The 24,682-nt window shown below is 70.3% G+C and carries 24 protein-coding genes and 2 pseudogenes; 12 read left to right on the top strand and 14 right to left on the bottom strand.

Annotated elements, in window-relative coordinates; all coding sequences use genetic code 11:
- Window positions 1-63: 63 nt before the first annotated feature.
- The gene (gene mqnE / locus ACQUQD_RS23530) at window positions 64-1,227 is read right to left on the bottom strand and encodes an aminofutalosine synthase MqnE (protein WP_428954116.1); all 1,164 of its coding nucleotides are present in this window, start codon (window positions 1,225-1,227) and stop codon (window positions 64-66) included.
- Window positions 1,228-1,298: 71 nt separating this feature from the next.
- Complete coding sequence (locus tag ACQUQD_RS23525; protein ID WP_164301061.1) at window positions 1,299-1,754, bottom strand: Lrp/AsnC family transcriptional regulator; 456 nt, start codon at window positions 1,752-1,754, stop codon at window positions 1,299-1,301.
- A gap of 140 nt (window positions 1,755-1,894) precedes the next feature.
- Between ACQUQD_RS23525 and ACQUQD_RS23520 the strand changes: the two genes are divergently transcribed.
- Window positions 1,895-2,029: a hypothetical protein gene (locus ACQUQD_RS23520; RefSeq protein WP_428954115.1), complete on the top strand. Its 135-nt coding sequence runs from the start codon at window positions 1,895-1,897 to the stop codon at window positions 2,027-2,029.
- Here the strand turns inward: ACQUQD_RS23520 and ACQUQD_RS23515 are convergent.
- Window positions 2,026-2,706, bottom strand: a complete 681-nt coding sequence (locus tag ACQUQD_RS23515) for a UbiX family flavin prenyltransferase (RefSeq protein WP_428954114.1) — start codon at window positions 2,704-2,706, stop codon at window positions 2,026-2,028. The two genes, ACQUQD_RS23520 and ACQUQD_RS23515, sit on opposite strands and share 4 nt — an antisense overlap.
- Before the next feature lie 93 nt (window positions 2,707-2,799).
- Between ACQUQD_RS23515 and ACQUQD_RS23510 the strand changes: the two genes are divergently transcribed.
- Both ACQUQD_RS23510 and ACQUQD_RS23505 read left to right on the top strand, forming a co-directional pair.
- The gene (locus ACQUQD_RS23510; protein WP_428954113.1) at window positions 2,800-3,417 is read left to right on the top strand and encodes a rhomboid family intramembrane serine protease; all 618 of its coding nucleotides are present in this window, start codon (window positions 2,800-2,802) and stop codon (window positions 3,415-3,417) included.
- A gap of 60 nt (window positions 3,418-3,477) precedes the next feature.
- On the top strand, window positions 3,478-4,233 hold the full coding sequence (locus ACQUQD_RS23505) for a hypothetical protein (RefSeq protein WP_428954112.1): 756 nt from the start codon (window positions 3,478-3,480) through the stop codon (window positions 4,231-4,233).
- Window positions 4,234-4,269: 36 nt separating this feature from the next.
- On the opposite strand, the gene mqnP is transcribed toward ACQUQD_RS23505, so the two are convergent.
- Together mqnP and ACQUQD_RS23495 are read right to left on the bottom strand one after the other, a co-directional pair.
- On the bottom strand, window positions 4,270-5,175 hold the full coding sequence (gene mqnP / locus ACQUQD_RS23500) for a menaquinone biosynthesis prenyltransferase MqnP (RefSeq protein WP_428954111.1): 906 nt from the start codon (window positions 5,173-5,175) through the stop codon (window positions 4,270-4,272).
- Window positions 5,175-6,626 (bottom strand): menaquinone biosynthesis decarboxylase, encoded by a 1,452-nt coding sequence (locus tag ACQUQD_RS23495; RefSeq protein ID WP_428954110.1) that lies wholly within the window; start codon window positions 6,624-6,626, stop codon window positions 5,175-5,177. The genes mqnP and ACQUQD_RS23495 overlap by 1 nt, the downstream gene beginning before the upstream one ends.
- A 101-nt stretch (window positions 6,627-6,727) precedes the next feature.
- On the opposite strand from ACQUQD_RS23495, the gene ACQUQD_RS23490 reads away from it, so the two are divergent.
- From ACQUQD_RS23490 to ACQUQD_RS23460, 7 genes and pseudogenes are all read left to right on the top strand, one after another.
- On the top strand, window positions 6,728-7,132 hold the full coding sequence (locus ACQUQD_RS23490; RefSeq protein WP_428954109.1) for a PLD nuclease N-terminal domain-containing protein: 405 nt from the start codon (window positions 6,728-6,730) through the stop codon (window positions 7,130-7,132).
- An 88-nt stretch (window positions 7,133-7,220) separates the two neighbouring features.
- Window positions 7,221-8,615 carry a purine-cytosine permease family protein gene (locus ACQUQD_RS23485; RefSeq protein ID WP_428954108.1) on the top strand — a complete coding sequence of 465 codons (1,395 nt, stop codon included), beginning with the start codon at window positions 7,221-7,223 and terminating at the stop codon, window positions 8,613-8,615.
- A 15-nt stretch (window positions 8,616-8,630) separates the two neighbouring features.
- The gene (locus tag ACQUQD_RS23480; protein WP_428954107.1) at window positions 8,631-9,098 is read left to right on the top strand and encodes a nucleoside deaminase; all 468 of its coding nucleotides are present in this window, start codon (window positions 8,631-8,633) and stop codon (window positions 9,096-9,098) included.
- Between the two features lie 93 nt (window positions 9,099-9,191).
- A pseudogene (locus ACQUQD_RS23475) lies at window positions 9,192-9,865 on the top strand (cytosine permease); the annotation flags it as partial.
- 280 nt (window positions 9,866-10,145) lie between these two features.
- Window positions 10,146-11,231, top strand: a pseudogene (locus tag ACQUQD_RS23470) (purine-cytosine permease family protein); the annotation flags it as partial.
- 48 nt (window positions 11,232-11,279) lie between these two features.
- Complete coding sequence (locus ACQUQD_RS23465) at window positions 11,280-12,248, top strand: quinone oxidoreductase family protein (protein WP_428954106.1); 969 nt, start codon at window positions 11,280-11,282, stop codon at window positions 12,246-12,248.
- Window positions 12,249-12,537: 289 nt separating this feature from the next.
- Window positions 12,538-13,131: a TetR/AcrR family transcriptional regulator gene (locus ACQUQD_RS23460; protein ID WP_428954105.1), complete on the top strand. Its 594-nt coding sequence runs from the start codon at window positions 12,538-12,540 to the stop codon at window positions 13,129-13,131.
- Here the strand turns inward: ACQUQD_RS23460 and ACQUQD_RS23455 are convergent.
- Window positions 13,080-14,360, bottom strand: a complete 1,281-nt coding sequence (locus ACQUQD_RS23455) for a PucR family transcriptional regulator (RefSeq protein ID WP_428954104.1) — start codon at window positions 14,358-14,360, stop codon at window positions 13,080-13,082. The genes ACQUQD_RS23460 and ACQUQD_RS23455 overlap by 52 nt on opposite strands.
- Window positions 14,361-14,470: 110 nt before the next feature.
- Here ACQUQD_RS23455 and ACQUQD_RS23450 point away from each other — a divergent pair, with 110 nt between their 5' ends.
- Window positions 14,471-15,448 carry an isopenicillin N synthase family dioxygenase gene (locus tag ACQUQD_RS23450; RefSeq protein WP_428954103.1) on the top strand — a complete coding sequence of 326 codons (978 nt, stop codon included), beginning with the start codon at window positions 14,471-14,473 and terminating at the stop codon, window positions 15,446-15,448.
- Here the strand turns inward: ACQUQD_RS23450 and ACQUQD_RS23445 are convergent.
- The 8 genes from ACQUQD_RS23445 to hemL form a co-directional block, all read right to left on the bottom strand.
- Window positions 15,435-15,941, bottom strand: a complete 507-nt coding sequence (locus ACQUQD_RS23445; RefSeq protein ID WP_428954102.1) for an SRPBCC domain-containing protein — start codon at window positions 15,939-15,941, stop codon at window positions 15,435-15,437. The genes ACQUQD_RS23450 and ACQUQD_RS23445 overlap by 14 nt on opposite strands.
- Window positions 15,942-16,067: 126 nt before the next feature.
- A complete protein-coding gene (gene ccsB, locus ACQUQD_RS23440; protein WP_428954101.1) occupies window positions 16,068-17,159 on the bottom strand; it encodes a c-type cytochrome biogenesis protein CcsB in 1,092 nt (363 codons plus the stop codon).
- Window positions 17,156-18,877 carry a cytochrome c biogenesis protein ResB gene (gene resB / locus ACQUQD_RS23435; RefSeq protein ID WP_428954100.1) on the bottom strand — a complete coding sequence of 574 codons (1,722 nt, stop codon included), beginning with the start codon at window positions 18,875-18,877 and terminating at the stop codon, window positions 17,156-17,158. The genes ccsB and resB overlap by 4 nt, the downstream gene beginning before the upstream one ends.
- Before the next feature lie 3 nt (window positions 18,878-18,880).
- Entirely contained in the window at window positions 18,881-19,645 is a 765-nt protein-coding gene (locus ACQUQD_RS23430; protein WP_428954099.1) for a cytochrome c biogenesis CcdA family protein, read from the bottom strand.
- A 6-nt stretch (window positions 19,646-19,651) separates the two neighbouring features.
- On the bottom strand, window positions 19,652-20,272 hold the full coding sequence (locus ACQUQD_RS23425; protein WP_428954098.1) for a TlpA family protein disulfide reductase: 621 nt from the start codon (window positions 20,270-20,272) through the stop codon (window positions 19,652-19,654).
- A gap of 66 nt (window positions 20,273-20,338) precedes the next feature.
- Window positions 20,339-21,589 (bottom strand): hypothetical protein, encoded by a 1,251-nt coding sequence (locus ACQUQD_RS23420; protein WP_428954097.1) that lies wholly within the window; start codon window positions 21,587-21,589, stop codon window positions 20,339-20,341.
- Window positions 21,590-21,753: 164 nt separating this feature from the next.
- Window positions 21,754-22,461 carry a histidine phosphatase family protein gene (locus ACQUQD_RS23415; RefSeq protein ID WP_428954096.1) on the bottom strand — a complete coding sequence of 236 codons (708 nt, stop codon included), beginning with the start codon at window positions 22,459-22,461 and terminating at the stop codon, window positions 21,754-21,756.
- Complete coding sequence (gene hemL / locus ACQUQD_RS23410; RefSeq protein ID WP_428954095.1) at window positions 22,458-23,783, bottom strand: glutamate-1-semialdehyde 2,1-aminomutase; 1,326 nt, start codon at window positions 23,781-23,783, stop codon at window positions 22,458-22,460. The genes ACQUQD_RS23415 and hemL overlap by 4 nt, the downstream gene beginning before the upstream one ends.
- A gap of 250 nt (window positions 23,784-24,033) precedes the next feature.
- On the opposite strand from hemL, the gene ACQUQD_RS23405 reads away from it, so the two are divergent.
- On the top strand, window positions 24,034-24,624 hold the full coding sequence (locus ACQUQD_RS23405; RefSeq protein ID WP_428954094.1) for a hypothetical protein: 591 nt from the start codon (window positions 24,034-24,036) through the stop codon (window positions 24,622-24,624).
- Window positions 24,625-24,682 lie beyond the last annotated feature (58 nt).

The raw sequence follows: 24,682 nt of genomic DNA, 5'->3' as shown, positions 1-24,682 counted from the left end.
CCGTGGCCTGTGCGAAAGCCCCGGTCCACAGGAGAACCGGGGCGCGGACGCACGCGGCCGGCCTCAGACCCGCATCGGCTGCGGAGCGTCCCGGCGGGCCGGGTCCGGGCCGTCGTACTCGCGGATGATCTCGTACCGCGTGTTGCGCTCGACGGGCTTGAACCCGGCGTCGCGGATGAGGTCGAGCAGGTCCTCGCGGGTCAGCTTGTTCGGCGTGCCGTAGTTGTCCGCGTCGTGCGTGATCTTGTACTCGACGACCGAGCCGTCCATGTCGTCGGCGCCGTGCTGGAGCGCGAGCTGCGTGGTCTGCAGGCCGTGCATGACCCAGAAGCACTTCACGTGCGGCACGTTGTCGAAGAGGAGACGGGAGACCGCGAAGGTCTTCAGCGACTCGGCGCCGGTCGCCATGGTGGTGCGCGCCTGGAGGCGGTTCCTGACCTTGCCGTCCTTCATGTCGACGAAGTCGTGCTGGTAGCGCAGCGGGATGAAGACCTGGAACCCGCCGGTCTCGTCCTGCAGTTCACGCAGGCGCAGCACGTGGTCGACGCGGTGGCGCGGCTCCTCGATGTGCCCGTAGAGCATGGTGCTCGGGGTCTTGAGGCCCTTCTCGTGCGCCAGGCGGTGGATGCGCGACCAGTCCTCCCAGTGGGTCTCGTGGTCGACGATGTGCTGGCGGATCTCCCAGTCGAAGATCTCGGCGCCGCCGCCGGTCAGCGACTCCAGACCGGCCTCGATCAGCTCGTCGAGGATGTCGGACGCCGACAGGCCCGAGATCTTCTCGAAGTGGTGGATCTCGGTCGCCGTGAACGCCTTGAGCCCGACGTCCGGCAGCGCCTCCTTGAGGGCCTTCAGGGAGCGCGGGTAGTAGCGCCACGGAAGGTTCGGGTGCAGGCCGTTCACGATGTGCAGCTCGGTGAGGTGCTCCGACTCCATCGCCTTGGCGAGCTTGACGGCTTCCTCGATGCGCATCGTGTACGCGTCCTTCTCGCCCGGCTTGCGCTGGAACGAGCAGTAGGCGCACGAGGCGGTGCAGACGTTGGTCATGTTGAGGTGCCTGTTCACGTTGAAGTGAACGACATCCCCGTTCTTCCTTGTCCGCACCTCATGGGCGAGGCCGCCGAGCCAGGCCAGGTCGTCCGACTCGTAGAGCGCGATGCCGTCCTCGCGGGACAGCCGCTCACCGTCCCTGACCTTCTGCTCCAGCTCGCGCTTGAGCCCTGCGTCCATGCCCGTACCTCTCCTCACCAACAAGACCCGTAAGTCCGCTCCACCGTACGCCCCCGTACCGACACCGCCGCTCACACCTCTTCGGGCAGCTCCCCGACCCGGTTCTCCCACTTGGTGGAGAGCACGATCGTGGTGCGCGTACGGGAGACGCCCTTGGTGCCGCTGAGGCGGCGGATCGTCTTCTCCAGGCCGTCGACGTCGCCGATCCGCACCTTGAGCATGTAGGAGTCGTCGCCCGCGATGAACCAGCAGTCCTCGATCTCGTGCAGGTCCTTCAGGCGGCGCGCGACGTCCTCGTGGTCGGCGGCGTCGGAGAGCGAGATGCCGATGAGGGCGGTGACGCCGAGGCCCAGCGAGGCGGAGTCGACGGTGGCGCGGTAGCCGGTGATGACACCGGCCGCTTCGAGCCGATTGATGCGGTCCGTCACGCTCGGCCCGGACAGGCCGACGAGACGGCCCAACTCCGCATACGAGGCGCGGCCGTTCTCGCGCAGGGCCTGGATGAGCTGCCTGTCCACGGCGTCCATAGGTCCAAAGCCTTTCATTATTCAGCGTTGACGCGAGTTTACGTGTAGAATCTAAGGCATGCGGGGGCGACACCCCGCAAGATCTAAAGCTCAGTCACCGGATCAGCGAAGATCCATCGATTTTCAGGAGTGTTGTCACCGTGTTCACGATCGAGATGGCGTACGCCCGCATGCGCGAGATGCAGGCGGCGGCCGATCGTTCCCGTGTCCACCAGTCCGCCACCACCGAGCGCCGCGCGGCCAAGAAGCACGCCGCCCGCACCAAGAAGCGCTAGCGCTCACGAGAGCCTCCCCCCAGCTCTCCCTCCCATCGGCGGTACAGCGTGTGCGGCACTCCGGCCGCGTCCAGCGCCCGCCCCGCGACGAAGTCCACCAGATCCTGGATGTGCGTCGCCCCCGCGTAGAACGCCGGCGAGGCGGGCAGCACGACCGCGCCCGCCTCGTCCAGCGTGACCAGGTGCTTGAGCGTCTGCCCGTTGAGCGGCGTCTCCCGTACCGCGACCACCAGCCTGCGCCCCTCCTTGAGCGTCACGCTCGCCGCGCGCTGGAGCAGGTCCTTCGACAGGCCGAGGGCCACCCCCGCCACGCACGCCGTCGAGGCGGGCACGATGATCATCCCCTTGACCGGGTACGAGCCCGAGGACGGCCCCGCCGCGAGATCACCGGCGGGCCAGTGCCGTACGCCGCTCAGATCGACGCCGCCGAACGTGCCCGGCTTGCCGTCGGCCCCGCGCGCCAGCCACTCCCCGAGATCCTCGCGCCAGTGCGCGTCCCGGAACGCGATGCCCGTCTCGTCGAGCAGAGTGAGCCGCGAGGCCCGCGAGACGACCAGGTCCACGGCCTCGCCCGCGGCGAGCAGCGCCCGCACGACGGAGGCGGCGTACGGGGTTCCTGACGCGCCGGACACCCCGACGACCCAGGGGGTGCGGCTGCTTGAGTTGACGTGCTCCACACCACGAGCCTATCCGGCGGCCCACAATGGGAACTTGAGCAGGGGCAGTGGTCGTTGGGTCCGTGACAGGCGGGCCCAGGGGTGGGGGCTGAGATGACGGACAACGCGACACAGAGATGGTCGACGCGCGATCGGGCGCTGACCGCCGGAAAGCTGATGGCCGGCTGGGTGGCCCTGCTGTGGCTGCTGGAGGCGGTCGACACGGCCTCGGGCCATGCCCTCGACCGCTTCGGCATACAGCCGCGCGACCCGTCGGAGCTCGTCGACGTGGTCCCGGCCTCCTTCATCCACTTCGGCTTCGACCACGTCGCGGCGAACTCGATCCCGCTGCTGGTCCTCGGCTTCGTCGCGGCGCTCTCCGGCATCCGCCGCTTCCTGCTGGCCTGCGCCCTGATCGTCGTCGCCGACGGGCTCGGGGTCTGGCTGGTGGCGCCCGCCCACTCGAACACGGCGGGCGCGTCGGGCCTGATCTTCGGCCTGTTCGGCTTCGTGGTGCTCAGCGGCTTCGTGGAGCGCAGACCGCTCGGCATCGCCGTCGGCCTGCTGATCGCCGCGTACTGGGGCACGACGATCCTCGCGGGCCTGTCCCCGGCGAACCAGGGCGTCAGCTGGCAGGGCCATCTGATCGGCCTCGTCGCGGGCGTGGCGGCGGCGTTCCTGCTGCGCAGACCCCAGCCGACCCGGGAGCCCCGGCAGCCCTGGCAGGCCTGAGTACGCGTCTGAGTACACGGACTCATGCGGCGGGCACCCCCGCCGCAGCACAGTCGGCACATGAAGGCCCGATACCTGCTGATGTGCGGGGCGGCCGTCGTCGTCGCCCTCGTCCTGGTCTACGCGCTCGATGTCCCCGCCGACATCGTGCTCCTCGTCGGCATCGGAGCGCTGTGTCTGCTGTGGCTGGTGCTGCTGCTCACCGTGCCCTGGAATCTCTACTTCCGGGCCCGTGCCGTGGTGCACGAGGCCGCCGTCAGCCGTGAGAAGGGGATGACCGTCCCCGCGGACCGGGACGCGGAAGCCGCCCGGATCGCCACCGTGATGCTGCGCACGGCGATCGGCGCGCACCTGGTCACGGCGGCCGTCGCGGTGCTCGCCGCCTGGACCACCGGCCGCACGGCGGGCTACTGGTTCGCGGGCGGCTGTCTGCTCAGCACGCTGTTCCGTCCCGCCGGCGCCTACTTCGGCGCGCTGCTGCACCGCCTGCGCACGCTCTCCACGGAGGTGCGCCACCCGCGCGACGACGTGGTCGAGCTGCGGAGCACGCTCGACGCGCTGCTGCGGAGCGCGGCCGTGCAGGAACGCAAGACCGAGGAGATGTACGTCGACGTCGGACGGCTGCGCACCGCCCTCGACTCCGTCGGGCTGTCCGCGCACGAGCGCGCGGAGCGGACGGACCGCCGCGTCGAGCTGATGAGCCGGGAGTTCGAGTCGGTGGTCGACCGGATGACGGACAACCGGGAGATCATCAGCGGGCTCAAGGCGTTCCTGCGCCTGATCCGGGCCGACGGCACCACAGAACAGATCGTCTGACGGTGCCGCAGGCCCGGCGCGAATGGCGTGTCCGGCCTAGACGGTCAGGCCCCGCACCAGCAGGTCCAGCAGCGCGCACACGAACAGCGCGATCCCGATGAACCCGTTGACCTGGAAGAACGCCCGGTTGAGGCGGGACAGGTCGTGGGGCTTGACGATCGTGTGCTCGTAGAGGAAGGCGCCCGCGACGATGACCAGGCCGACCCAGAAGAACGTTCCGGCGCCGGTGGCCAGCGCGTACCAGACGAACAGGGCCGTCGTCAGGGTGTGGCAGACGCGGGCGCCCCGGATGGCGGCCGGGATGCCGAAGCGGGCCGGGACCGACATGACGCCGACCTCGCGGTCGGTCTCCACGTCCTGGCACGCGTAGATCAGGTCGAAGCCGCCGATCCAGATGCCGACGGCGAGGCCGAGGATCACCGCGTCCCACGACCAGGAGCCGGTGATCGCGATCCACGCGCCGATCGGGCCCATCGCCTGGGCGAGACCGAGGATGGCCTGCGGGAAGTTCGTGAACCGCTTGCCGTACGGGTAGACGACCATCGGGATCACCGCGATGGGGGCCAGCGCCAGACAGAGCGGGTTCAGCAGCGCGGCCGACGCCAGGAAGACGACCAGCGCGATCAGCGCGCCCGTCCAGGCCGACTTCACCGAGACCGCGCCCGTGACGAGCTCGCGGTGGGCGGTGCGCGGGTTACGGGCGTCGATCTCGCGGTCGATGATCCGGTTCGCCGCCATCGCGAAGGTGCGCAGGCCCACCATGCAGATGGTGACCAGGAGCAGCCGGCCCCAGTGGATGTTCTTGTCCGTCTCGAACATCGCGGTCAGCGCCGCGATGTAGGCGAAGGGCAGCGCGAACACCGAGTGCTCGATCATGACCAGGCGCAGGAAGGCCTTGGTCCGGCCCGGCTGCTGCGGGATCGCGGCGGATGCTGAGCTCACTAGAGTCCGTACTCCTTCCAGCGGCGGTCCACGAGGGCCGCCGTTCGGGGATCGGAGACGACCATCTCGGGCCAGCCGCCGTCCCGCGTATAGCCCTCCTCGGGCAACTTCCTCGTCGCGTCGATACCCGCCTTGCCGCCCCAGAACTGCTGGTAGGAGGCGTGGTCGAGGTGGTCGACGGGGCCCTCGGCGACGACGAGGTCGCGGGCGTAGTCCGTGTTGCCGAGGGCCCGCCACGAGACTTCATGAAGGTCGTGGACGTCGCAATCGGAGTCGACGACGACGATCAGCTTGGTCAGCGACATCATGTGCGCGCCCCAGATCGCGTGCATGACCTTCTGGGCGTGCTTCGGGTACTTCTTGTCGATCGAGACGATCGCACAGTTGTGGAAGCCGCCCGACTCCGGCAGGTGGTAGTCGACGATGTCCGGGACGATCACCTTGAGCAGCGGCAGGAAGAAGCGCTCCGTGGCGCGGCCGAGCGGGCCGTCCTCCGTCGGCGGGCGGCCGACGACGATCGACTGGAGCAGCGGGCGCTTGCGCATCGTGACGCAGTCGATCTTCAGCGCCGGGAAGGGCTCCTGCGGCGTGTAGAAGCCGGTGTGGTCGCCGAAGGGTCCCTCCGGCAGCATCTCGCCGGGCTCCAGCCAGCCCTCGATGACGACCTCGGCGTTGGCCGGGACCTGGAGCGGGACCGTCTTGCAGTCGACCATCTCGACGCGCTTGCCCTGGATGAACCCGGCCAGCATGTACTCGTCCATGTCGCCGGGCAGCGGCGCCGTCGACGCGTACGTGACGGCCGGCGGGCAGCCGAAGGCGATGGCGACGGGCAGCTTCTCGCCCTTGCGGGCGGCCACCTGGTAGTGGTTCCGGCTGTCCTTGTGGATCTGCCAGTGCATGCCGATGGTGCGCTTGTCGTGGCGCTGCAGGCGGTACAGGCCCAGGTTGCGCACGCCGGACTCGGGGTCCTTGGTGTGGGTCAGGCCCAGGTTGAAGAAGGAGCCGCCGTCCTCGGGCCAGGTGAACAGCGCGGGGAGCCGGTCGAGGTCGACGTCGTCGCCGGTGAGGACGACCTCCTGCACGGGCGCGTCCTTGACCTTGCGCGGCGGCACATGGGTCATCGCGCCGAGCTTGCCGAACGCCTCGCGGATGCCGACGAAGCCCTGCGGCAGTTCCGGCTTGAGCAGGCCGCCGATCTTCTCGCTGATGTCGTTGTACGACTTCAGGCCGAGCGCCTTGAGCAGCCGCCGGTCGGTGCCGTACACGTTCATCGCGAGGGGCATCGACGAGCCCTTCACGTTCTCGAAGAGCAGAGCCGGGCCGCCTGCCTTGTTCACCCGGTCGACGATCTCACCGACCTCCAGGTACGGGTCGACCTCGGCCTTGATGCGCTTGAGGTCGCCCTCGCGCTCCAGCGCCCGGAGCAGGGAGCGCAGATCGTCGTAAGCCATGCGATCCAGTATCCGGCACCGGCTAACCTGGCCCGGTCACCGGGGGCCTTCACCCCGCCGCTACGTCACTGTGCGCACCGCTCTTGGGGGATCGCGACACCATGCTCCGCTACCTGCCGTTCCTGCTGGTCCTGGCGCTGTGGATCTACGCGTTCATCGACTGTCTGAACACCCCCGAGGAGGAGGTGCGCGGCCTGCCGAAGGTGGTGTGGGTCATCATCATCCTGCTCTTCGGCGAGGTCCTCGTCGGCCCCGTCGCCTGGCTGGTGGCGGGCAAGAAGCGGCCCGCCCCCGCCGGCGGCGCCACCCCCGCAGAGTGGAACCGCGACCGCAGGACGCAGTTCGTCGCGCCGGACGACAACCCGGAGTTCCTCCAGTCCCTCAAGGAGGACGCCGCGCCCTCCAAGGACGGGAAGGACGAGGCGCTCCTCAAGGACTGGGAGGCGGACCTGCGCCGCCGCGAGGAGGAGCTGCGCCGCCGCGAGGGCGAGCAGGACAAGGACTGAGGACCCCGGGCCCCTCGGGGCGCGGGACGCGCGTGCCGCACACTGGATGCGGAACACCCCCCTCCGCCACCCGCACCCCGTGAAGGCCATGTCCAGACCCACGCATGCCCCGGCGCCCGACGTCGCCACCGGTCCCGAGAAGCTCATCGCCGTCGAGGAGCACGGGGCCGACCCCGTACCCGCCGACCGGCGGCACGGCAGTCCCCGTCAGCTGCTGTGGACGTGGGCCTCACCCCAGGTCGGTTTCGCGACCGTCTTCATCGGGGTGCTGTCGGTCTCCGCGTTCGGCCTGGGCTTCTGGCAGGCGGTCGCCGCCCTCGTGCTCGGCGCCGGGCTCGGCTCGCTGGCGCACGGGCTGCTCTCCACGGACGGGCCGCGGTTCGGCGTCCCGCAGATGGTGATCGGCCGGCTCTCCTTCGGCTACCGGGGCAACGCCCTGCCGTCCGGGGTCAACGCGCTGGTGTCGGGCGTCGGCTGGTTCGCCGTGAACAGCGTCGGCGGCGCCTTCGCCCTCAACTCCCTCACCGGGCTGCCGCCGCTGCCCAGCCTGCTGATCCTGGTCGTCCTGGAGATCGTCATCGGGTACGTGGGGCACGACCTGGTGCACCGCTTCGAGCGGTACGCGTTCCCGGTGCTCGCCGTGATCTTCCTGCTCGCCGGGGTGTGGATCTTCAAGGGTGCCGACGTTGCCGGCCCTGGTGCGGGCGGCGGGTTCGGCGGTTTCATGCTCGCCTTCAGCGCCGTCTTCGGCTTCACGGCGGGCTGGAACCCGTGCGCCGCCGACTACGCCCGCTATCTGCCCGCCGGCACCCCGCGCCGGGCCACCGCCTGGTACTCGGGCCTCGGCCTGTTCGTGTCGGTCGCCGTCGTCTCCGTGATCGGCGCGGCCTCGGGCACGCTCGCGGCGCCCGCCGGGGCCAGCCCCACCGACGCGTTCACCGGCCAGCTCCCGGGCTGGCTCGGCGACCTCACCCTCGTCGCGATCATCCTCGGCGCGATGGCCGCCTCCACCCTGAACGTCTACTCGGCGGCCGTCTCCATCTCCTCGCTGTCGCTGCCGCTGCCGAGCTGGCTGGGCCGCGCCTCGCTCGTCGCGCTGGTCGGCGCGATCGGCACCGCCGCCGGCTGGGCCTCGCTCGCCGACGCCGGGCACGCCTTCGAGAACTTCCTGCTCGTCATCGCGTACTGGATCGCGCCCTGGCTCGGCGTCGTCCTGATGGAGCACTGGCTGCGCGCCCTGCCGGACGAGGCGCTCGCCCCGCGCCTCCAGGACCGCTCGTTCGGCAACCCGGCGGGCCTGATCGCGCTGCTCGTCGGCGTGGCCGTGTCGGTGCCGCTGTTCTCCAACCAGACCGTGTTCGTCGGCCTGGTGCCGCACGTCTGGCCCGGCGTCGGCGATCTGACCTGCCCGGTCGGCTTCGCGCTCGGCGCGCTCCTCTTCGCGCTGCTGCGGCGGCGCGACTCCCTCACCCCGTCCGCGTAGAAAGGCTCGTACGTCATGGAACTCGATCTCGCCCGCACCTGGCTCGCCACCGCAGTCGAGGAGGCGAAGGCCTCTCTCGCCGAGGGCGGCATCCCGATCGGCGGCGCCCTGTACTCGGCCGACGGCAAGGTCCTCGGCCGCGGTCACAACCGGCGTGTGCAGGACGCGGACCCGTCGGTGCACGGCGAGACCGACGCGTTCCGCAACGCCGGACGGCAGCGCTCGTACAAGGGCACCACGATGGTGACCACGCTCAGCCCCTGCTGGTACTGCTCGGGCCTGGTGCGGCAGTTCGGCATCTCCCGCGTGATCATCGGCGAGGCCCGCACCTTCCACGGCGGGCACGACTGGCTGGCCGAGCACGGCGTCGAGATCGTGCTCCTTGACGATCCCGAGTGCGTCGGCATGATGGAGGACTTCATCGCCGCGAAGCCGGAACTGTGGCACGAAGACATCGGGGACATCGGGGACCTCGGCGAGTAGCCGGCCGGCGTACAGGCTGTACGTCGTCACGCCCCCTGAAACGGACACCGCGCCCCTGGGCGGCGCCCGCCGCCGCCCGGACACTCAGGGGGCATGACGACCGCCTCCCCCAGCAGCACCAGCGCCGCTCCGCCCGCCCCCGCGTACGGCGACAAGGTCATCGCCGTCGAGGCGGCGGGGTCCGAGCCGATCCCCGAGGCCGAACGGCACGGCAGTCCACGGCAGTTGCTGTGGACCTGGGCCTCGCCCAACATCGAGTTCGCGACCGTCTACATCGGCGTGATCTCGGTCCTCTTCTTCGGTCTGAGTTTCTGGCAGGCCGCCGCGGCGCTGCTGCTCGGCACCGCGCTCGGCGCGCTGACGCAGGGGATCCTCTCGCTGGACGGGCCGCGGTTCGGCGTCCCGCAGATGGCGATCGGGCGGCTCGCCTTCGGGTACCGGGGCAACGCGCTGCCCTCGACGGTCAACGCGCTGGTGGCGGGCGTCGGCTGGTTCGCCGTGAACAGCGTCAGCGCCGCCTTCGCGCTCAACACCCTCACGGGGCTGCGCCCCCTGCCCTCCCTCCTCCTGGTCGTCGCGGCCGAGATCGCGATCGGCTTCATCGGCCACAACTTCGTGCACGCCTTCGAGAAGTACGCGTTCCCGGCCCTCGCGGTGGTGTTCCTGCTGGCGGGTGTGTGGACCTTCGGGAAGGCCGATCTCTCGGCGCCGGGCGGGGCGGCATCGGCGGTTTCCTCCTCGCGTTCAGCTCGGCGTGGGGCTACGCGCTCTGCACGCCATTCCATTCCATTCCATTCCATTCCATTCCATTCCAAAAAAAAAAAAAAAATTCCATTCCATTCCATTCCATTCCATTCCAAAAAAAAAAAAAAAAAAAAAAAAAAAAAAAAAAAAAAAAAAAAAAAAAAAAAAAAAAAAAAAAAAAAAAAAAAAAAAAAAAAAAAAAAAAAAAAAAAAAAAAAAAAAAAAAAAAAAAAAAAAAAAAAAAAAAAAAAAAAAAAAAAAAAAAAAAAAAAAAAAAAAAAAAAAAAAAAAAAAAAAAAAAAGATCGGGCGGCTCGCCTTCGGGTACCGGGGCAACGCGCTGCCCTCGACGGTCAACGCGCTGGTGGCGGGCGTCGGCTGGTTCGCCGTGAACAGCGTCAGCGCCGCCTTCGCGCTCAACACCCTCACGGGGCTGCGCCCCCTGCCCTCCCTCCTCCTGGTCGTCGCGGCCGAGATCGCGATCGGCTTCATCGGCCACAACTTCGTGCACGCCTTCGAGAAGTACGCGTTCCCGGCCCTCGCGGTGGTGTTCCTGCTGGCGGGTGTGTGGACCTTCGGGAAGGCCGATCTCTCGGCGCCGGGCGGCGGGGGCGGCATCGGCGGTTTCCTCCTCGCGTTCAGCTCGGCGTGGGGCTACGCGGCGGGCTGGAACCCGAACGCCTCGGACTACTCGCGCTATCTGCCGCGCACGGCGAACCGGCTGCGCACGGTCGCCTACCCGGCGCTCGGTCTGTTCCTCTCGGTGTCGGCGGTGTCCTTGACCGGGGCGGCCTCCGCGACGATCGCGGCGCCCGCGAGCGCGACCCCGACGGCCGCGTTCACCGGCCATCTCCCGTCCTGGCTGGCCCACTTGGTGCTGCTCGCCATCATCCTGGGCGCGGTCTCGGCGAACGCCCTCAACATCTACTCGTCCGCCATGTCGGTCACCTCGCTCGGCCTGCGGCTGCCGTCCTGGCTGGGACGCAGCACGCTCGTGGTGGTCTCGGGCACGGCGGGGACGGCGGCGGCCTGGTCGTCGCTGGCGGACGCGGGCCACGCGTACGAGGCGTTCCTGCTGGTGATCGCCTACTGGATCGGGCCGTGGCTGGGCGTCGTCCTCATGGAGCGGTGGCGCTCGGCGAGGACCCCCGACACCGAACTGGCGGGACGCCTGACGAACCCCGGTTTCGCCAACTGGCCCGGATTCACCGCCCTGTTGGTGGGCGTCGCGGTGTCCGTACCGCTCTTCTCGAACCAGGAGAAGTACGTCGGATGGGCGCCCGGGCGCTGGCCCGCGCTCGGCGACGTGACGTGCGTGGCCGGGTTCGTGGTGAGCGCCGCCGTGTACGCGATCACTTGCCGGGTGTTCGCTTCCCGTCGTACAGTCTGAGCACGGCTGTTCGTCGCCCGACGAACACTCTGACGGGAGGCGTGCGCCATGCGTGCGGTGCGGTTCGGCGAGTACGGCGGCCCCGAGGTCCTGACGACGGCGGACGTGGACGTCCCCGAGCCGGGGCCCGGGCAGGTGACCGTCGACGTGGCGTACGCCGGGGTGAACTTCGCCGACCTCAAGGCACGTTCCGAGGGCTACCGGGTGGCGGCGCTGCCGTTCGTCCCCGGCCTGGAGATGTCGGGCCGGATCCGCGCCCTGGGCCCCGGGGTCGAGAGGCTCACCGTCGGCCAGGAGGTGGCCGCGCTCACCGAGGGCGGGACGTACGCGGAGGTGGCCGTCGCCGACGCCGTCACCGTCTTCCCGCTGCCGGCCGGGCTCTCCCTGCGCACGGCCGCGACGCTGCCGACCGTGCTGCCGACGGCGTACGCCCTGCTGCACGCGGTGGGGCGGCTGCGGGCCGGCGAGAGCGTCCTCGTGCAGGGCGCGGCGGGTGGGGTCGGCACGGTGGCCGGGCAGCTGGCGCGGGCCGCGGGCGCCGGGGCCGTGTACGGGGTGGTGTCGAGTGCGGCCAAGGCCGAGTACGCCCGTAAGCACGGGTACGACGAGGTGGTCCTGGCCGACGGGTTCGGCTCCTCCCTCAGGGAGTTGACCGGTGGCCGGGGTGTCGATCTGGCGCTCGACCCGGTCGGCGGCGACACGTTCCGCGAGACGCTCGGGGCGCTGGCGGTGTTCGGCCGGGCCGTCTCCTTCGGCAACGCCTCGTCCGCCCCGGCCTGGCAGGCGGGCCAGGCCGAGCTGTACCCGACGGCGCTGTCGGTGGGCGGCTTCTCGATCCTCACCCTGGCGAAGACGGCGCCCGCCGAGCTGCGGGCCCTCGCGGAGCGGGCCTTCGCGGTCCCCGGCGTGGAGCTCCCCGTCACCGGCGAGTTCGCCCTGTCGCAGGCCGCGGAGGCCCATCGGGTGATGGGGTCGCGGACCAGCACGGGGAAGCTGTTGCTGCGGGTGGCGGCCTGAGGACCTGGAGACGGGCGGCGCGGGTGTCCCCTCCGGCACCCGCGCCGCGCCGGAGTGACGAACTCCCCTGTTCCTTCGCCCAGTTCGGCCGCCGTCGAGCGGTCCCCTGTGCCGCTCGACGGCCTCGGCCGACATGGACCCGGAGCCCGCCCCTGTGCGGCGCGGAAGGTATCGGGTGTTCGGACACGGTGATCAGTGTGACCCGTACAGGCCAAGAACTGGAGTGATTTTCTAGAATCTGAATACAGAAACCACGAACGGAACTCGGTGTTCTACGCTGGCTGTCACCATGAGCCCCAAGCAGCAGCGCGGCGCGGAGACAGCCGACCGCCTCCTCGACTCCGCCTTGCTCCTGTACGCCGACGCGGGCGAGCAGGGCATCACGGTGAGCGCCCTGACGACGGCGAGCGGAGTCAGTCCCGGCAGCCTGTACCACCACTTCGGCAGCGTCGACGGGCTGATGAACGCGCTGCTGATGCGCTGGCTGGGCCGTCTCGTGGGCGAGTTGGGCGGCGCCGTCACCCGCGCACGCAGCGCCCGCACCGGTGTCCGCGCCCTGGCCCGGACCTATCTGGCGTTCATCAAGGAACACCCGGACGCGGCACGGCTGTTGCACTCCTCGCGCGCCGACCAGCTGGCCATGGCCGAGGCCCGGCAGCTGCGGGACGCACAGGAGGCCCGGCTGTCGCCGCTGACCGGCTGGATCCGGCGGCACGTCGCGTCGGGCGAGATCGCCCCGCTGCCCGACGCCCTGGTCGAGTCGCTGATCCTCGGCCCGGTCATCGGGGTCGCGCGCAGCTGGCTCGCCGGGGTCGGCGACATCGACCTCGATCAGGCCGCGCGGGTCCTGCCCGACAGGATCTGGCGCTCACTCACGCCCTGAGCCCCCGCCGCGCCCTGGTCCCGGGCCGTCACCACGCGCAGCGCGCAGGCCGCCGTGAGCAGCTCGCCGAGCGGCTCCGGGTCCCCGACCTCGAGCCCGAGCAGCGACTCGATGCGCTCCAGGCGCTGGTAGAGGGACTGCCGGCCGATGTGCAGCAGCGCGGCCGTGCGCGTGGGACTGCAGCCGTGCCGCAGATGCACCTCCAGGGTGCGCACCAGGTCGCCGCCGTGCGTCGCCTGCCACTTCAGGAGCGGGCGAAGGACCTGGTCGGCGAGCCGGGTCAGCCGCTCCCGGTTGGCCTCGACGCCGCCGCGTGTCAGCTCCCGCTCCAGCGCCAGGGCCCGCGCCGAGGTCACCAACGGGCCCTCGCCGTAGGCCGGTTCGGCCGCGGGCACCGTCAGGGCCAGCTCCAGCGTCGTCCGGGCCGCGCGCAGGGTGTCGCTCCAGCGCAGCCAGCCGTCGTCCGCGCCCACGGCCGGGCCGACCGCGACGGTGAGCCCGGGTCCGGCCACCGCGCGGAAGGCGGCCTGCACCGCCCGGACCGCGTCGCGGCCGGGCGGCGGCACGGCCAGCGCCAGTACGTCGCCGGGGAACGCCGCGCGCAGCGCGCCGCGGCCCGCGGCCCGCTCCACCGCCGCGAGCGCCGCGCCGTGCGGGCCGTGCACCGAGACGCCGACGAGCCGCGCGCCGGGGCCGGGCCGGAATCCGGCGAGCGCCGAACGGGCCGCCACCTCGGGCTGGTTGAGGGCCCCGCGGTCGACGAGGTCGGCGAGCAGCGCGGCCCCGTGGTCGGCGGCCCGGGGCAGCGCCGTCGCACGGGAGGCGAGACCGTGCGTGACGATGGCCCGGTTGGCGGCCTCCGCGATCCGCACGAACGGCACGACGCGCCGCAGCGCCACCAGGGGAAAGCCCAGCTCCCGCGCCGAGTCCACCACTTCGCGCGGCATCCGCTCCAGCGACCGGCCCACCTCCACGGCGAGCCCGGCCGCGCCCCGGGCCGTCAGCTCCCGCACGTACCGCCGCAGCGCCCCCGCGTCGGCGCCGAGGAACGCGAACCCGTTCGTGAGGAGCAGCTCCCCGCCGTCCAGGAAGTTCGCGCCCTCGTACACCTCGCTGGAGTGCACCCAGCGCACCGGCCGGTCAAGGCCCGACTCCCCCGCGAGGAGTTCGGGCGAGGCGTCGGCGACGACGTCGAGGTCCAGGATCTCGCGGAGCGTGAGAGCGGGCACGGGGCCTCCCGGGGCGCGCGGAGCGGCGGACATTCCGTCGGGGTGAGGGCTGCCCGGAGAGTACGGTGCGCACGTTGCCCCGGTGTTTCCGCGCCGCGAGAGTGGACGGCATGACCGCTTCCCCGGGTACGCCCCGCATCCCCACCATCGATCTGCGGCCCTGGCTGTCCGGCGACCGCGAGGCCCGCGCCGAGATCGCCGCGACCGTCGACGCCGCCCTGCGCACCGCGGGGTTCCTGCTGGTCACCGGCCACGGCGTGGACCCGGCGCTGCGGACCCGGATCCGGGACGCGGCCCGCGCCTTCTTCCGGCGGCCCGCGTCCGTGAAGGAGCCGTACGCGGTGAAGGTGGGCGGCCGCGGCTGGCTGGGCCCCGGCGCCGAGGCCAACGGGTACGCGGAGGGCACCGAGACACCGCCCGACCTGAAGGAGTCCCTCTCCTTCGCCACCGCCACGGCCTTCGACGACCCGGCGGTGCACGCCGAGTGGTCCGGCGAGAACGTCTTCCCCGCCGAGTCGCCCGAGCTGCGCGACCTCGTCGAGACGTACCTGGCGGCGATGCGGACCCTCTCCGACCAGCTGCTCGAACTCCTCGCCGTCGCCCTGGACGAGCCCGCCGACTTCTTCACCCGCCACACCACGCGCCCCACCTGGGGCTTCAACATCAACTGGTACCCGGGCACGGAGGTCGTCGGCGCACCGGAGCCCGGCCAGTTCCGCATCGGCCCGCACACCGACTTCGGCACGGTCACCGTGCTCGACCGGCAGGCCGGCAAGGGCGGGCTCCAGGTCTTCACCGACGAGGGCGGCTGGGAGGACGCGCCCTACGACCCGGCGGCGTTCACCATCAACATCGGCGATCTGATGGCGCGCTGGACGGGCGACCGCTGGCGCTCCGGGCGCCACCGCGTCCTGCCGCCCCCGGCGGACGCGCCCGCCGAGGAGCTGATGTCGCTCGTCTACTTCTACGAGTGCGACCCGTGCACGACCGTCGAGCCGGTGCCCGCGCCGAAGGGGCGGGTCGCGTACGAGCCCGTCGACAGCCACGTGTACCTGCGCGGCAAGCTGGACGCGATCACGGTCGGCTGACGTACGCGTCCCGGAGCCGCTGCCAGCGGTCGGGCGTCCATGCCGCCCAGCCGTCCGGGGTCATGGGCCGCCCGTCCAGCGCGTCGCGCAGGCACAGGAAGTGGTCGTGCCAGCCGGCCAGGCAGTCCAGGCGCAGCGCGTCGTCGCCGTCGAACTCGTTCGTGAAGCGCAGCGTCGTGTCCGGCTCCAGGTGGAACCGCATCCGGCCGTGCAGCCCGTCGAGGGTGTACTCCGCGACGCGCTCCACGTCCCAGGCGGTGACCCGGCCCCGGTGCGCGCCGCCGCCGTTGAGCCAGCGCAGGGTGACGGCGCCGCCGAGCCGGGGCTCCAGCGCGTCGGCTGCCGCGAGCCATCCGGCCAGGCCGTCCGGGGTGGCGACGGCCCGCCACACCGCTTCGACGGGGTGGGGCAGGTCCAGCGTGAAATGCAGGGTGCGGGTGGTGCCTTCGGTGCGGCTGGTGCCGGGCTCGATGGTGGTGTCGTCGTCGGTCATGGCTCCAGCGTTGCGCATGCGGTGCGGCGCGGCGGGCTTTGCCGGGGGTGTCGGAGTACGGCGAAGGCCGGCTCCCCCGGCGTGGATCGGGGGGAACCGGCCTCGTGGGCGGACCGTCGCCTGCGGCTACACCCCGGCGTAGGAGTGCTTGCCGGTGACGAAGATGTTCACGCCGTAGTAGTTGAACAGCCAGCAGCCGAAGGCGATCAGCGCCAGGTAGGCGGCCTTGCGGCCCTTCCAGCCGGCGGTCGCGCGGGCGTGCAGGTAGCAGGCGTAGGCGACCCAGGTGATGAACGACCAGGTCTCCTTGGGGTCCCAGCCCCAGTAGCGGCCCCACGCGTCGCCGGCCCAGATGGCGCCCGCGATGATCGTGAACGTCCACAGCGGGAAGACCGCCGCGTTGACGCGGTAGGAGAACTTGTCGAGGGACTGCGAGGCGGGCAGCCGCTCCATGACGGACGTCGCGAACCGGCCGGGCTTGCCGCCGTTCGCGAGCTTGTTCTCGTAGGAGTCCTTGAAGAGGTACAGGATCGTGCCGACCGCGCCGACGTAGAAGACCGCGCCGCAGAAGATCGCCGTCGAGACGTGGATGTACAGCCAGTACGAGTGAAGAGCGGGAACCAACTGGTCGCTGGCGGTGTACAAGACAGTGACAGCGAGGCCGAGGTCGAGGAGGACCGTGGTGACCAGGGGCAGGCCGAGCCAGCGGACGTTCTTCTTCAGCGCGAGCAGCGCGAGGTACACGCCGACGGCGACGGTGGAGAAGGTGATGTTGAACTCGTACATGTTGCCCCACGGGGCGCGCTCCACGGAGAGCGCGCGGGTGAGGACACCGCCGAATTCGACGAGGAAGCCGAGCGCCGTGAGAGAGATGGCGATACGGCCGTAGAGGTCGCCCTGCTCGTCACCGCCGGAGGCGCCGGGCCCGTCCGGTACGTCGCGGGCGCCCGCGGCGGCCCGGGTGACGACCTGCGGGCGCTCCAGGACGGCGGTGCCCCCGTTCTTCTGCTTGACCTGGATCTTCACCGAGGAGGCGGCCCCGGCCTCCTCGCCCTTGCCGGTGAGGGCGGCGGCGGTGCGGCCGACCTTGCTGCGGCTGCCGAAGATCCACTCGGCCATGTTCGCGAAGAACGCCAGCAGGTACACGGCCATGGACGAGTAGATGAGGACGTTACTGGTGTGCGCCAGGTTCTCGTTGGTTGCGGCGGCGAGAGTCACTTCTCAGCCCCTTCGGCGGCAGGAACAGCGGTGGGTGTTTCGGAGGAAGACTCGGAATGCTCGGGAGGTTCGGGGGCGCTGGGCGCCTCGGTGTGCAGCAGGCCCACCAGATCGCCCAGTTCCTCGGGGAGCTTCGCGGACTCGCTGCGGCCGAGACCGGCCATCTCGACGACGGTCACCCCGTCGGGGCCTTCGACGGCACGGACCCAGACGCGGCGGCGCTGGATGAACAGCGAGCCGGCCAGGCCGAAGATCGCGGCGACGGCACCGCCGAGCGCCCAGGTGTCACCGGGCTGGTGGGAGATCTGGAAGGTGACCCATTCCTTGATGTCCTTGTCGAAGGTGATGGAGCCCGCCCCGTTCGGGAGCTTCATCGTCTCGCCCGGCAGCAGACGCGCCTTCAGCGCCTTGCCCTTGGAGTCCTTGAACTGCTTGAGATGGGAGCTGTCCAGTTGGTACACGTTCTGCGGCAGGCCCGCGTCCACGCCGAGGTCGCCGTGCGAGGCGTTGAGCGCGAGGACGGGGAAGTCGAGCGCCGGGAACTGGGAGAACATCGTGCCCTTGCCCGCGCCCGCGAACGTCGGCACGAACCAGGCGTTGAAGCCGAGCTGTTCCTTCTCGCCCTTGGCGTTGCGGTAGCCGTCCATCACCTTGATCGCGCCCTGCGACGAGATGTTGGAGTCGAGGGGCAGCATCGGCACGGACTGCTGCGAGACGACCTTGCCCTTGCCGTCGCGGACGGTGACGCCGACGGCGTAGCCGTGACCGTTGAGGAAGATCTTGGTGCCGTCGATGTCCAGCGGGTGGTTGGACTTGATCGACGTCTTCTTGGTCCTGCCGTCGGAGCCCTCGCTGTAGCTGACGTCGGCGCGGAAGGTGCGGGGGGTGCCCTTCTCCGGGCCGGTGCGCGCGTAGGTCGCGGTGAACTTGTCGAGCGTGAAGCTGAACGGCGACAGGTCGCGGTCGCTGTCGAAGAGGTTGCCGGACTTGAAGTCGTCGTACTGCGGGAGCACGTTGGAGAATCCGTCGCCCTCGACGACGAGCTTGCCGCCCTCGAACTTGAAGAGCTGGCCCCAGGCGAAGGCGATCAGCATCACGATCAGCGCCAGGTGGAAGGCCAGGTTGCCGACCTCGCGCAGATAGCCCTTCTCGGCGGCCACCGCGTCGCCCGCGAGGTGGGCGCGGTAGCGGCGCTTCTTGAGGATCGTGAGGGCGGCGGCGCGCACCTGCTCGGGGTCGGCCTCGGAGCGCCACGTCGCGTACGCGGGCAGCCGGGTCAGGCGCTTGGGGGCGCCCGGCGGCCGGCCGCGGAGCTGGCCGACGAACTGCCAGGTGCGCGGGATGATGCAGCCGATGAGCGAGACGAACAGCAGGATGTAGATCGCGGAGAACCACACCGAGCTGTAGACGTGGAAGAGGCCGAGCTTCTCGTAGATCGGCCCGAGCGTGGTGTGCGCCTTCTGGAAGTCGGTGACCTTGAGCGGGTCCGTGCCGGACTGCGGGATCAGCGAGCCGGGGATCGCGCCGAGCGACAGCAGGAACAGCAGGATCAGGGCGACCCGCATCGAGGTGAGCTGCCGCCAGAACCAGCGGACCCAGCCGATGACGCCGAGCTTGGGCAGGTTCGGGGAGCGGTCCTCCAGGGGCGCCGTGCTCAGCTGGGCCGCGGCCTCCTGCTCCGTCGGCTCCGAGCTTTCCGGGGCGTTCGTCTTGCTCATAGGTCAGATTCCCACCTGGAAGCCGGTGGACCAGGTCCGCATCTGCCCCACGAGGGCGTCCCACGCGCCCGTGAGGAGAAGGATCCCGGTCAGGATCATCATGATGCCGCCGATGCGCATCACCCACGTGTAGTGCTGCTTGACCCAGCTGAACGCGCCGAGTGCCTTGCGGAAGGCGATGGCGGCGAGCACGAAGGGCAGGCCGAGGCCCAGGCAGTAGGCGACCATCAGTATGGCCCCGCGTCCGGCGCTCCCCTGGTTGATGGCCAGAGTGTTCACCGAGGCGAGCGTGGGGCCGATGCACGGGGTCCAGCCGATGCCGAACAGGGCGCCCAGCAGCGGGGCCCCGGCGAGACCGGTCACGGGCCGCTTGTGGAAGCGGAACTCACGCTGGGTCATCCAGGGCATCAGGCCCAGGAAGAAGATCCCCATGAGGACCATGAGGACACCGAGGACCTTGGTCAGGATGTCCTGGTAGTCGAGGAGCGTGGACCCGAAGTAGCCGAACAGGGCGCCGCCGGAGACGAACACGGCGGTGAACCCGAGGACGAACAGGCCGGCGCCGGCCGCCATCCGGCCGCGCTTCTGCTCCATGAGGTCGGTGCCGGTGATCCCGGTCACGTAGGAGAGGTAGCCGGGGACGAGCGGCAGCACGCAGGGCGAGAAGAAGGAGACGAGTCCGCCGATGAGCGCGATCGGGACGGCGAGGAGGAGCGCGCCGTCCGTGACGGTGTCACCGGCGGCGAGAGTGACGAGGGAGGAGCTCACCGTCGCTCACTTCTCCGCGACGACCGGGTCGACCAGCTCGCGCAGGCTGGACTCGCTGAGCGGCTTCAGCGAGCGTGCGGCGATCTTCCCGTCCCGGTCGACGACGATCGTGGACGGGATGGCCTGCGGGTTGAGCGTGCCCTTCTCGAACTTCAGGAGCAGCTTGCCGGTCGGGTCGTAGAAGCTCGGGTAGGTGACCTTGAAGCTCTTCTCGAACTCCTTGGCCGGGCTGGTGCTGGTGTCCCGGGTGTTGATGCCGATGAACTGGACGCCCTTGTCCTCGGTGGCCTTGGCGACCTTCACGAAGTTCGGCGCCTCGGCGCGGCAGGGCGGGCACCAGGAGCCCCAGACGTTCAGCACGACGACCTTGCCCTTGTAGTCGGCGAGGTCGATGCGCTTGCCCTCCAGGTCCTCGCCGGTCAGGTCGGGGGCGTTGTGCCGCTCGCCCTTCTTGACCGTGGCGACGCCTGCGGAGCTGGTCACGAAGTTGGTGTTGCCGCCGCCGCCGGAGGTGCCACCGGAGCCGCACGCCGTCAGCGCGAGGGCCAGGATGGCGGCTCCTACGGTCAGCTGGGCGGCGCGGCGCGTGGTCGCGGAGTTGCGCGGGGCGCGGCAGGCGGCACTCATGTGAAAAGTTTCGCATGTCTGTTTAGGGGATCTTCCGCACCCCCCTCAAGGAGGGAAAATCCCATTTCAGGAGGGGTTTGCCGACGTCTTCGCGAGGAAGTTCCGCCAGCCTTCGGCGGGGCGCTGGCCGACGTCGAGCGTCCGGAGCTTCGCGAGCACCTGCGGGTCCTGCGCGTCCATCCAGTCGACGTACTGCCGGAAGGAGACGAGGCGGACGTCGCTGTGCTTCTCGGCGGTCGCGGCGATGTGCTTGAGCGCTTCCTCGACGGCGTCCATGTAGATGCCGCCGTTCCACTGCTCGAAGTGGTTGCCGATGAAGAACGGCGCCCGGTTCGTCTCGTACGCCCGCTTGAAGCCGGAGATGTACGCCTCGGTGGACTGCTTGCGCCAGCCCGGATAGTTGTACGAGGGCGCGTTCGTGGAGTTCAGGGACTGGTTGGCCAGCATGTTGTAGTCCATCGACAGGACCTCGAAGCTGCGTCCCGGGAACGGGATGGCCTGCAGCGGCAGGTCCCACACCCCCTGCTTCTTGTCCGGCCAGCGCTGCCGGCCGCCGGGCGAGGACGCGTCGTAGCGCCAGCCGAGCTCGCGGGCGGTGGGCAGCAGGCTGCTCTGGCCGAGCAGACAGGGCGTGCGGCCGCCGACGAGTTCCTTGTCGTAGTCGAAGGGCAGCGAGGGCAGGTCGTGCCAGCCCGTGTTCGTCCGCCACTGCTTCACGAAGGACTTGGCCTGGTCGATCTCGCTGCGCCACTGCGCGGACGTCCAGTTGGCGACGGTGCCGGTGCCGGCACAGAAGTGCCCGTTGAAGTGCGTGCCGATCTCGTGCCCGTCGAGCCAGGCCCGGCGCGTGTACTTGAGCGTCTCCTTGATGTGGTCATCGGTGAGGTAGCCGATGTCGGAGGCGCCGACCGCGTTGTTCGGCCCGTGGTAGAGCCGCTTCTTCGACTCGGGCAGCAGATACAGGCCCGACAGGAAGAAGGTCATGTGCGCGCCGTGGTCCTCGGCGAGCTTGAGGAAGCGCGGGAAGAGGCCGTTGCCGACTTCGCCCGCGCCGTCCCAGGAGAAGATCACGAACTGCGGCGGCTTCTGCCCCGGTTCGAGCCGCTCGGGCGCGGCGGGCTGGTGCGGCTGCTTGCCGGTGTACGAGGTCGAGCCGTCCCCGATGGGCTGGTCGGCCGGCCGCTTCGGCGCGCCCGGGTGGCCCTGCTTGCCGGGCGAGACAGTCGGAGCGTGGCCCGATCCGCACCCGGCGAGCGCCACAGCGGCCGCTGCCCCGGCTCCCAGGCCGATAAGTCCCCTACGACTGACATCCCGCATTCCGTCCCCATTCCTCGCACCGTGCACCCATTCACGATGGGCACCCGGTTAGAGGGCGCGACGAACACGCGGGTTCCGATGAGTCGTGGGTATTTGCGGTGGTTTGGTGGGGGAGAAGTGAAGGCCGCCGGTTGACGGCGGCCTCCACCCCGGGCCCGTGGGGCTCAGGCGCCGAACGCCTTGCCGCCGCCCTGACCGCTCTTCACCGGCTTGGCCCCCGCGAGGAGATGGGCCGGGACGAGATCGCGCGCGGGCTCGGTGTAGCCGACCGAGACGATCTTGTCGCCCCGGTACGTGAACGTGGTCAGCGAGGCGAGCGTGCACTGCCGCTTGCGCGGGTCGTGCCACAGCCGCCGCTTCTCGACGAAGCTGCGCACGATCCAGATCGGCAGCTGGTGGCTGACGCACACCGCCTCGTGGCCGCGCGCCGCGTCCTTGGCGGCGTCCAGCGCGCCCATCATCCGTACGACCTGCTCAACGTAGGGCTCGCCCCACGACGGCTTGAACGGGTTGACGAGGTGCTTCCAGTTCTCCGGGTTCTTCAGCGCGCCGTCGCCGACGCCGAAGGTCTTGCCCTGGAAGACGTTGCCCGCCTCGATCAGCCGCTCGTCGCTGCCCAGGTCCAGGCCGTGCGCCTTGGCGATCGGCGTCGCCGTCTCCTGCGCCCGCTCCAGCGGGGAGGCGACGACATGCGTGACGTCGCGGGAGGACAGGTGCTCGGCGACCCGGTCGGCCATCTGCCGCCCCAGCTCGGAGAGGTGGTAGTCGGGCAGCCGCCCGTACAGGATCCCCTCCGGGTTGTGCACCTCACCGTGACGCATGAGGTGGACGACGGTGACGTCGCTGTCGGACTTGGGGGACGTGGTGCTCATGCCGTGGCCTCCGCAGCCGCGCGCGCGGCAGCCGGGAGCGCGGCGGCGATGCGCTCGACCGCCCGCTCGTCGTGGGCGGTCGAGACGAACCAGGATTCGAAGGCCGACGGCGGGAGGTACACGCCCTGCGCCAGCATCGAGTGGAAGAAGCCGGTGAAGCGGAAGGACTCCTGCGCCTTGGCGTCGTCGTAGTTCCGTACCTCGTCCTCGGTGAAGAAGACGGAGAACATGTTGGAGGCGTTCTGCACGCGGTGCGCGACGCCCTCCTTGGTGAGCGCCTCGGTGACGAGGGCGCGCAGCTGCTCGCTGACCGCGTCGACGACTCCGTACGCGGCGTCGTCGAGCAGGCGCAGCTGGGCGAGACCGGCCGCGGTGGCGATCGGGTTCCCGGACAGGGTGCCCGCCTGGTAGACCGGGCCGGCCGGGGCGAGGTATGCCATGACGTCGGCACGCCCGCCGAACGCGGCGGCCGGGAAGCCGCCGCCCATGACCTTGCCGAAGGTCATCAGGTCGGGCACCACACCGTCGACACCGAACCAGCCGGCCTTCGACGTACGGAAGCCGGTCATCACCTCGTCGGAGATGTACAGCGCGCCGTTCTCCTGGCACACCGCCTTCAGCCCGGCGTTGAAGCCGTCGCGCGGCGGCACGACGCCCATGTTGCCGGGCGAGGCCTCGGTGATGACACAGGCGATCTCGCCGGGATGCGCGGCGAACGCGGCACGCACGGCCTCGATGTCGTTGTACGGCAGGACGATCGTGTCGCCGGCCTGGGCGCCGGTGACACCCGGGGTGTCCGGCAGGCCGAAGGTGGCGACGCCGGAGCCGGCGGCGGCGAGCAGAGCGTCGACGTGCCCGTGGTAGCAGCCGGCGAACTTGATCACCTTGGCGCGGCCGGTGAAGCCGCGGGCGAGCCGGATCGCGGACATGGTCGCCTCGGTGCCGGAGGACACCAGGCGCACCTGCTCGACCGGGGCGATCCGGTCGACGATCTCCTCGGCGAGCGCGACCTCGCCCTCACCCGGCGTACCGAAGGAGGTGCCGCGGGCGACGGCCTCCTGCACGGCCGCGATGACCTCGGGGTGGGAATGGCCGAGGATCATCGGCCCCCACGAGCACACGAGGTCGACGTACTCGCGTCCGTCGGCGTCCGTCAGATACGGACCGGTACCGGACACCATGAAACGGGGCGTACCGCCCACGGCTCGGAACGCGCGCACCGGAGAGTTCACGCCACCGGGCGTGACCACGGCCGCACGGTCGAAGAGCCCCTGCGAAACGGGTGCCTCATAGGGATAGGGGGTGTAGTTCGCCTCTGCCATGCCTCTCAGCGTACGGCCCGCTTCCCGAGGCCCCCTCGCGCGGACCCCGGGCGCCCTAGACTCGGGCTGTCAGGAAGCTGTACTGCATCTGTACGGCGCCGGGGGCCGACCACTCGCGCAGTTGTTTCACTCGGACGTTTCGGCGGGTGACCGTGGGGGAGGTCACTGACACGATGATCGGGTTGCGCGTCGGCGGTCGCGCGGCCTAGAAAAGGGCCTGGCGCCCTGAGAACAGCAGTCGGGTGGAGATATGCATCGCGGTGGCGGCGGACTGGGTGAGGGGACCGACGACCTGGGCCCCCGGCGTGCCCGGCGGGGGAAGCACCGGCGCGAGAGTCACGACGACACGGCGGCACGGGTCCAGAGAGCGACAGGCGGCGGGGACAGCGGGAATGGTGGCCGGGTGGGGGTGACGTACAAGTACTTCGGCGCGCCCGACGGCGCGACGGCGGCCCGCGTCCCGATCTCCATGCGTCCCGAGGAGCTCGGCGGCGACGAGCTGGGCATGGGCGGCATGTTCACCAAGATCAAGCCGGAGACGATGGCCGCGATGGTCCTCACCGGCATCGAGGGCATACCCCTGCACAAGGTCCCCCCGCTGGAGCTCGTCGTCCTGCACCCCGACTACGCGGTCGTGAAGCTGCCGATGACGGTCGTCGACCCGCTGCGCGGGGTCGGCGAGGAGTCCGTCGGCGCCGCGGCGTTCATCTGGTCCACGGTCCCCGACCGCGGCGGCCCGCGCGACGCGTTCAACGTGTACCAGCTCCTGCACGAGTGGCAGGACTTCTCGCACCGGCTGCACGAGGCGGGGCACCAGCCCTACTGCCTGGTCTGGCCGTGACCGCGAGGGCCACAGCGCGGAACCCGTGATGCCCCCGCGGAAGTCGAGCGCGTCCGGG

The sequence above is a fragment of the Streptomyces sp. cg35 genome (genome assembly GCF_050410835.1).
Lineage (GTDB): Bacteria > Actinomycetota > Actinomycetes > Streptomycetales > Streptomycetaceae > Streptomyces.
This window is presented reverse-complemented; position numbering and strand designations above follow the sequence as displayed.